Genomic DNA, 7,831 nt, shown 5'->3' with positions numbered 1-7,831 from the left:
TCCGAACAACCCCAGAAGGCCCACAGGCCTGCCGGGCATTGTCCACCAAATTGGCGAGCACCTGGGCCAACCGCTGCCCATCCCCCAGAACAACAACCGACACCCCAGAAGCAGCGATGTCGAAATCAGGCGCAACATACCGAGTCCGAGCCACTTCGGCCTGCGCCAAAGCCAGCAAATCCACAGACTCCCGCTGCATCTCGTACCCGGCGTCCAGCTGGGCTAGCGCCAGCAGGTCGTCCACCAACCGCCCGGCCCGCCGCGCCTCCCGCACCAGCAGGAACGACATCTGATCCCGGTCGGGCGAGTCGACAGGCGCCTGCACCAGCGCCTCGGCCACGGCCTGGACCCCGGTGATCGGCGTGCGCAGCTCATGAGCGGCATCGGCGACGAACCGCCGGGTCCGCTGCTCCGACCCCTCCAGCGAGTCCAGCATCCCGTCGAACGCCGCCGCGGTGCGCCCGAGCTCGGTGTCGGTGCGGGACGGGTTCAGCCGCCCGCCCCTGTGCCCGGCCGCTATGGCCTGGGCGAGCGAGGTCATGGCGTCCAGCGGCGCCAGCGCCCGCCGCACCACCACGATCATCAGCAGCCCGGTGACGACGATCGCCCCGAGGCCCAGCAGCACGAGCAGCTTCCGCAACCGCAGCTGGGCCTGCGAGATGGCCTCGGTGTCCGCGTAGAACACGAACTTGTTGCCGTTGATGTTGCGGGCCTTGCGCTGGTACTGCCCGTCCTCTGGCGCGTCGCCGACGAGCGACCCGTTGGGCAGCTCCACGGTGACCCGGATGTTCCGCTTGGACAGCTGCCGCACGACCTCGCGCGGCGGCGTTCCCCGCACCAGCGACGTGACCGCGCGGGTCTCGGCGTCCCGCAACACCGCGTCGACGTCCCGGGAGGACTGGGTGGCGAACGTCCGGTCGACGGCGATCACCAGGGTCACGAGCACGAGGAACAACACGAGCAGCACCGAAACGGCGACCCGGCGGCGCAACGAGACGGTGCGGAGGTTCATTCCTCGGCCCGCAACACGTACCCAAGCCCGCGCACGGTGTGCACGAGCCGTGGCCCGTGTTCCTCGATCTTGCGCCGCACAGCGCTGATGTGGACCTCGACCAGGTTGGGGTCGTAGTCCTCGTACCCCCACACAGCGGTGAGGATCTGCGTCTTGGACACGACGCGCCCGCGCTGGGCCGCCAGGTAGACGAGCAGCCGCAGCTCCGTGGCGGTCAGCTCGATCGCCTGGTCGGCGCGCATGACGACGCCGGCGTCCGCGTCGACGACCAGGTCACCGACCTGCACGGTCGACGGTGTGCGGCCGAGCCGGCGCAGCACCGCTGACACCCGTGCCACGAGTTCGGCCAGCACGAACGGCTTGCCGACGTAGTCGTCGGCACCGCCGGACAGCCCGCGCAAGCGGTCGGGCACGCCGTCGCGCGCGGTCAGCATGACCACCCCGGCGCCGGACGACCGCCGGATCACCTCGAGCAGCTGGAACCCGTCACGGCCGGGCAGCATCACGTCGAGGACGACCAGGTCCGGCCGGAAGCGGCCGAGGTCGGCCTCCAGCTGGCGCCCGTCCAGGCGGTGCTGCACGTCGTAGCCGGACTCGCGCAACGCGGACGACACCGCGGCGCCGATCGCCTCGGCGTCCTCGATCACCAACACCCTGGCGGACACCTCACCATTCTGCTGATCATCCGGGTTCCGGGCGACTCGCCTTCAGCTCGTCCTCAGGCTGCGGGCGCACCATGGGGCGCATGTCGAAGAAATCAGCGTGGGCAGGCGCCATCGTCGCGGCCGTCGGTCTCACCGTCGGCGGCATCGCGGTCGCGACCGCGGCCGAGGGCCCCGACGGGCCGGCAGCGGCGTTCGCCGAGCGCCACCCCGGAGGCGGCCCCGGCAAGCCGGGCCGTCCGGACAAGGCGAAGGCCAAGGACGGCACCCTCGTCGTCGGACGCGTGAAGTCGGTCGAGTCCGGCAAGCTCACGGTCACCAAGGACGACGGCAGCGAGGTGTCGTTGACCACGGACGGCTCCACGAAGCTGCGCGGCGGCGACCTCGCCGGGCTCAAGGCCGACCAGCGCGTGACCGTGCGCGTGAAGGACGGCAAGGCGCTGAACGTGGCCCTGGCCAAGGCGAACGCGCGCGGCACGATCAAGGACGTCAACGGCAACAACGCCACGTTGGTGCAGGTCGACGGACTGCAGACGCCGCTCGACCTGGCGTCGGTGAGCGAGAAGCCGAAGAACGGTGACCTCGTCGCCGTGACGGGGACGGTCTCGGACGGCAAGACCGTCAAGGTCGAGCAGCTCCGCCAGTTGCCCAAGTAAAACCTGGGCTCCACGCGGGCCGCCGCGTCTGCGAACATCGCAGTGTGGCGGTTCCGCGAAGCCCGGACAGATGGGTGTTCATCCTGCTGGTCGTCGGACTGGTCGGGATCGGGGTCGCGATCGCGCTCTTGGTGCCCTCCAGGGTGCTCGGCGCCGCCGACCCTCCCAGACCCGTGGCCGCCACCGTCGTCGAGACCGGGTCGTGCGGTCAGGGCATGGACACCGTCGAGTGGGACGCGGGCGGCGAGAAGAAACAGGCCACGCTGGACGGCTGCGGTCACCGCGAGGGCGAGACCGTCGAGATCGTCACCACCGGCTCCGGCATGGTGTCCTCCGCCGCGTCCGTCCCTGCCGGACCGCCGGTGTCGAGCCGCCTCACCGCGCTGCTGCTGTGCATGGCAGCGCTGGCGGGCGGCTTCTACGCGTTCCTCTTCCGCTACGCGCCGCTGCGCGCCCCGGCCGTGATGCCCGGCCCCCGGCGGGGATGACCTTCGCCGGTCATCAGACGCTCGTGTAGCCGCCGTCGATGAACCACTCGGCGCCGGTGACGTACGTGGCGGTGTCCGAGGCCAGGAGCAGAGCAGCCGACGCGACCTCCTCGACGTCGCCGAGCCGCCCCGCCGGCAGCACGGTCTCGAACATCTTCACGAAGTCGTCCTGCTGGTCCTCGGAGACGACGCCGAGCAGGCCGGGGGTCCTGACCGGCCCCGGGCTCAGCACGTTGACCCGGAACCCGTTCTCCCGCGCGTTGAGCGTCCAGCTGCGGGCGAAGTTGCGCAGCGCCGCCTTGGTCGCGCCGTAGACCTCCATGCCCCGGTCGGGACGCGTGGACGTGCTCGACCCGATGAGGATCACCGAAGCCCCCTTCGACAGGAGGGGCATCGCCTTCTGCACCCCGAACACCGCGCCCTTCACGTTCGTGGCGAACATGCTGTCGAACTGCTCCTCGGTGATCTCCCCGAGGACGGCGGGCACCGCACCGCCCGCGTTGGCCACCAGGACGTCGATCCGGCCCGCCCGCCGCGTGACGACCTCGTAGAGGGCGTCGAGCTCCGCCAGGTTCCCCACGTCGCACCGCACCGCGACCGCCTGCGGCCCGAGCTCCGCGGCCGCCGCGTCGATCTGGGCCTGACGGCGGCCGGTGACGAAGACCTGCGCCCCCTCGGCGACGAACCGCCGGGCGATGGCCAGCCCGATCCCGCTCGTCCCACCGGTGACCACGGCCACCTTGCCGTCCAGAAGTGCGCTCATCGCCTGATCACTCGCTCTCGTCAATTCTTGACTGAATCGTCCACAACGTAGGGGTTTGTGGACGACCCAGTCAAGAACGCTTAGACTGCGGGAGTGCCGAGGCCGAGGGAGTTCGACGAGGAGACCGTGCTGACCGCGGCACGCGACCAGTTCTGGACGACGGGTTTCGCCGGGACCAGCATGGACGCGATCGCGGCGGCCACCGGTCTGGGCAAGGGGAGCCTGTACGGGGCGTTCGGCGGCAAGCGCGAGCTGTTCCACCGGGTGTTCGACGACCACTGCACCGCGGCGATCCGCTCGGCGAGCCGCCAGCTGGACGGCGCCGACGAGCAGGCCCTCGCGCGGCTCACCGCCTACTTCCTGAACCACGCGACCGCCTGTGCCGAGCCCAGCCGCCGCGGTTGCCTGCTGGCCAAGGGCACGGCGGAACTGTCCGAGCACGACGAGGTGGTCTCCGCTCGTTCGCTGAAGACCCTCGAGAGCATCCAGCAGGCCATCACGGCCGACCTCGGGGCGTGCCAGCGCAACGGCGACATCGACCCCGCCGCCGACGCGCGGCAGCTCGCCGCCCTGCTGCTCACCGTTCATCGCGGCATCGAGGCCCTCGGCAAGGCCGGGACCGACGAGAGCACCCTGAGGGGCGTCGTGGAGACGGCCCTGGCCGGCCTTCCGCGTCCGCCCCGGTAGCGCGAGCACACCACCGGGGCGATGCGGCGCTACTCCCCGGCGGGAGTCACCTTTTTGACGTAGAGCAGCCGGTCGCCCGGCTCGATCGCGTCCGCCTCGGGGGCGTCCACCCGGAACAGCTTCCCGCCCCGCACCACGCCGAGCACTATGTCGGACAGGTGCCGCGGCGACCCGCCCACCTCGGTCGCCTCGACGTCCCGCTCCGCGATCGCGAGACCGGCGTCGGGCGTGAGGAGGTCCTCGACCATCGCGACCACCGTCGGCGTCGCGGTGGCCATGCCGAGCAGCCGTCCCGCCGTCTCCGACGACACGACCACCGAGTCGGCGCCGGACTGCCTGAGCAGGTGCTCGTTCTCCCGTTCCCGCACCGACGCCACGATCTGCGCCTTGGGTGCGAGCTCACGGGCGGTGAGCGTGATCAGCACCGCCGTGTCGTCCCGGTTCGGGGCGACGACGATCGCGCGCGCTCGGGCCGCACCGGCGACCCTCAGCACGTCGTTGCGCGTTCCGGATCCGTGGACGGTCACGAGTCCGATGGCGGACGCGGCGTCGAGGGACTCCTGCACGGTGTCCACGACGACGATGGAACCGGGTTCGGCACCGTCGCCGAGCAGCGCCGCGACCGCGGACCGCCCCTTGGTGCCGTAACCCACGACCACAACGTGGTCCCGCACGACCCGCCTCCACTTCTGAATGCGCAACGCCTGACGGGAGCGCTCGGTGAGAACTTCGAGTGTCGTGCCGACCAGCACGATCAGGAACAGCACCCGCAACGGCGTGATGACCAGGACGTTGATCAGCCGCGCCGACGACGACGCGGGCGTGATGTCGCCGTAGCCGGTCGTCGAGAGCGACACCGTCGCGTAGTAGAACGAGTCGAGCAGCGAGACGCCGTCCTCGTTGACGTCGCGGTAGCCGTCGCGGTCCAGGTAGACGATCAGCACCGCGAGCAGGAGGGCGGCCATCGCGCCGATGACACGTTTCAGGATGGCTCGGACCGGGCTCTGCACCTGGTCCGGCATCCTGATCACGCCGACGAGCGAGTGCGACGCTTCGTCAGAGAGACTCATCGGTCAACCTCTTCGCGATCTCCGCTTGGGCGAGCATGCGCCACAGGTGAGCGGCAGCCTCCGCGCCTTTGAGGAGCAACGGCACCACCACGCGCTCGTTCGGCGCGTGGACGCGATCATCCGGCAAGGTCGCGCCGAGGTAGACGAGGGGCACCCCGAGCAACGCCTGCAGCACCGCCGCGGGCCCCGACCCGCCGGCCCGCGCGAACCGCACGGGCTGGTCGAACGCGAGCTCCATCGCCTCCCTGACCGTGGCGTTGGCCGGGTGGTCGGGGCTGATCGCGTACGGCGGCACGCCCGTGCCGCGGAAGCTGACCTCCGCCCGGATCCCGTCCGGCGTGTGCTTCGCGACGAACTCCTCGAGCTGCGCCCGGACCTTCTCCGGCCGCTGGTCGGGGACGAGCCGGAAGCTGATCTTCGCCGTGGCGGACGCCGGGATGATCGTCTTGAGGCCGGGACCGGTGTAGCCGCTGTGCAGGCCGTTGACCTCGGCGGTGGGCCGGACCCAGATCCGTTCGAGCGTCGAGTAGCCGGGCTCGCCGTGCGCCTTCTGGGCGCCGCCACCGTTGTTGGCCAGCCAGCTCCGCTCGTCGAACGGCAGCGCGGCGTAGTCCTCGCGTTCCCGAGCGGTCGGTTCCTTCACGTCGTCGTAGAAGCCGTCGATCCGGATGCGGCCGTCGTCGTCGTGCAGCGCGGCGACCAGTTTCGCGAGCGCCGTGGCGGGGTTGGGAATCGCGCCGCCGGCCCGTCCGGAATGGACGTCGTCGGTGCCGCCGAAGAACACGACCTCACCGCCGAGAACACCTCGCTGCCCGGTGTTGACCGTCGGGGCGTCGCGTTCGTGCAACGAGGTGTCGGTGAACACCACAAGATCGCACGCGAGCGCATTCCCGTGGTCCTCGAGCAGCTTTCGCAGATGCGGCGACCCCGATTCCTCCTCACCTTCGATGAAGAGCTTCAACGTCACACTCGGAGCATTTTGTCCGGTTGCTGCCAAATGCGCTTTCAGCGCGAGCAGGTGCATCGCCACCTGCCCCTTGTCGTCGCTGGCACCACGCCCGAGCAGCTCGTCGCCGCGGACCACGGGCTCGAACGGCGGGTGGTGCCACCGTTCGACGGGATCGACCGGCTGCACGTCGTGGTGTCCGTAGACGAGGACGGTCGGCGCCTGAGGATCGTCCGCCGGCCAGCACGCGAACACGGCGGGAAGCGCCGGCCCGTCGTCCCAGATCTCGACCTCCGGCCAGCCGTCCAGGCGAAGCCGGCTCTTCAGCCACTCGGCGGATCTCCGCACGTCACCGTGGTGACCGGGGTCGACACCGATGCTCGGGATCCTGATCCACTCGAGGAGCCCGGCCACGAAGGATTCGCTCAGCGCGGCGACAGCGGCGCGTTCGGAATGACGAGAATCACCTGCCACGCTCGTGGACAATAGGCCAGCCCGATCTCGCCTACGCCGCGTAGGCATGACAGGGTGGCCGCATGGAACCGAACCGTTCCCGAACGCGGTCGGCGCTGGCGCTCGCCGCCCTGCTCGGCCTGGCGGGAGCAACCCACTTCCGCAGGCCGAAGTACTACGACGCGATCGTCCCGCGAGCCCTGCCCGGCACCCCCAGGCAATGGACCTACGCGTCGGGCGCGGCGGAACTGGGCGTGGCTCTTGCCGTAGCCGTCCCCCGAACCCGCCGCCTGGGCGGCCTGGCCGCCACCGCGCTGTTCATCGCGGTGTTCCCGGCAAACGTGAAAATGGCTCTGGACTTTCGCCAGAAGTCGCCCAAGGCCCGCGCCCTGGCGTATGGCCGCCTGCCGCTGCAGATCCCCCTGGTGGCCTGGGCCTGGAAAGTAGCCGAAGCCGCCCGGTGACAACGTCGGGCAATCCTTCACCAAGTATCCTGCAAACGCTGTCATTCTCCGCGCGAGGAACCCTAGGATGCGCTCTGTGCACACGCTTCTTCAGCGCGCCGCAACCGCGCTCGGCTGGGACGGCGTCGTAGTTCCCGACGTGGCCGTCCTGGGCCAGCAGGTGTCCGCGGTGGTGCGGCTGCTCCCCGAAGTGCACGAGTGGAGAACGGCGAACGGCTGGCCCCCGCGAGCGGACCCGTCGTGGTTCCGCTCCTGGTTCGAGCCGGAGGTCCACGACCGCCTCCCGGTAGCGGCGGTGGAGCTGGTGGGCGTCCTGGTCAGCGAGTCGACCACGGACCGCGCGCTCCAGTCGTGCGGCACCCTGCTGACCCTCGCGCCGTGCGCGGTGATGCTGCCCCGGTCCGACGAGTCGCAGGCCTGGTCCTACATCGAGCTCGACTACTACGGGATCGGCGTGGTGGTGGGCGACGACACGACGGCCGACCTGATGGTGCCGCCGGAGGACCGGTCGCCGGAGTTCGGGCCTTCGCTGTTCGGGCGGTGGCTGCTCGAGGTGCTGTACGAGCGGGTGCTGAAGGCTTCGCACGCGCCTGCCGGGGCTTGATCTCCGTCTGGGCTGCGCCACACCTG

General features: G+C 70.4%; 10 protein-coding genes. 5 read left to right on the top strand and 5 right to left on the bottom strand.

The features are described from left to right. Both VM306_RS06685 and VM306_RS06680 read right to left on the bottom strand, forming a co-directional pair. Positions 1–1,012, bottom strand: a 1,012-nt coding sequence (locus VM306_RS06685; protein WP_325512022.1) for a HAMP domain-containing sensor histidine kinase, incomplete at its 3' end; no start/stop codon positions are given. Then, positions 1,009–1,677 (bottom strand): response regulator transcription factor, encoded by a 669-nt coding sequence (locus tag VM306_RS06680; protein WP_325512020.1) that lies wholly within the window; start codon positions 1,675–1,677, stop codon positions 1,009–1,011. The genes VM306_RS06685 and VM306_RS06680, both read right to left, overlap by 4 nt. Positions 1,678–1,757: 80 nt before the next feature. Between VM306_RS06680 and VM306_RS06675 the strand changes: the two genes are divergently transcribed. After that, the gene (locus VM306_RS06675; RefSeq protein ID WP_325512018.1) at positions 1,758–2,330 is read left to right on the top strand and encodes a hypothetical protein; all 573 of its coding nucleotides are present in this window, start codon (positions 1,758–1,760) and stop codon (positions 2,328–2,330) included. A gap of 74 nt (positions 2,331–2,404) precedes the next feature. After that, complete coding sequence (locus VM306_RS06670; RefSeq protein ID WP_325512016.1) at positions 2,405–2,818, top strand: hypothetical protein; 414 nt, start codon at positions 2,405–2,407, stop codon at positions 2,816–2,818. A 13-nt stretch (positions 2,819–2,831) separates the two neighbouring features. On the opposite strand, the gene VM306_RS06665 is transcribed toward VM306_RS06670, so the two are convergent. Continuing rightward, a complete protein-coding gene (locus tag VM306_RS06665; protein ID WP_325512014.1) occupies positions 2,832–3,581 on the bottom strand; it encodes an SDR family NAD(P)-dependent oxidoreductase in 750 nt (249 codons plus the stop codon). A gap of 93 nt (positions 3,582–3,674) precedes the next feature. Here VM306_RS06665 and VM306_RS06660 point away from each other — a divergent pair, with 93 nt between their 5' ends. Then, positions 3,675–4,268 (top strand): TetR/AcrR family transcriptional regulator, encoded by a 594-nt coding sequence (locus VM306_RS06660; protein ID WP_325512012.1) that lies wholly within the window; start codon positions 3,675–3,677, stop codon positions 4,266–4,268. Positions 4,269–4,297: 29 nt separating this feature from the next. On the opposite strand, the gene VM306_RS06655 is transcribed toward VM306_RS06660, so the two are convergent. Both VM306_RS06655 and VM306_RS06650 read right to left on the bottom strand, forming a co-directional pair. Continuing rightward, positions 4,298–5,338, bottom strand: a complete 1,041-nt coding sequence (locus VM306_RS06655; RefSeq protein ID WP_325512010.1) for a potassium channel family protein — start codon at positions 5,336–5,338, stop codon at positions 4,298–4,300. Then, positions 5,325–6,758: a M20/M25/M40 family metallo-hydrolase gene (locus VM306_RS06650; RefSeq protein ID WP_325512008.1), complete on the bottom strand. Its 1,434-nt coding sequence runs from the start codon at positions 6,756–6,758 to the stop codon at positions 5,325–5,327. Before VM306_RS06650 ends, VM306_RS06655 begins: the two co-directional genes overlap by 14 nt. 62 nt (positions 6,759–6,820) lie before the next feature. Here VM306_RS06650 and VM306_RS06645 point away from each other — a divergent pair, with 62 nt between their 5' ends. After that, positions 6,821–7,201, top strand: a complete 381-nt coding sequence (locus VM306_RS06645; RefSeq protein ID WP_325512006.1) for a hypothetical protein — start codon at positions 6,821–6,823, stop codon at positions 7,199–7,201. Between the two features lie 67 nt (positions 7,202–7,268). Further along, the gene (locus VM306_RS06640) at positions 7,269–7,805 is read left to right on the top strand and encodes a hypothetical protein (protein ID WP_414672335.1); all 537 of its coding nucleotides are present in this window, start codon (positions 7,269–7,271) and stop codon (positions 7,803–7,805) included. Positions 7,806–7,831: the final 26 nt, after the last annotated feature.

The organism is Lentzea sp., assembly GCF_035525475.1.
In the GTDB taxonomy this organism is placed as follows: Bacteria; Actinomycetota; Actinomycetes; order Mycobacteriales; family Pseudonocardiaceae; genus Lentzea.
This window is presented reverse-complemented; position numbering and strand designations above follow the sequence as displayed.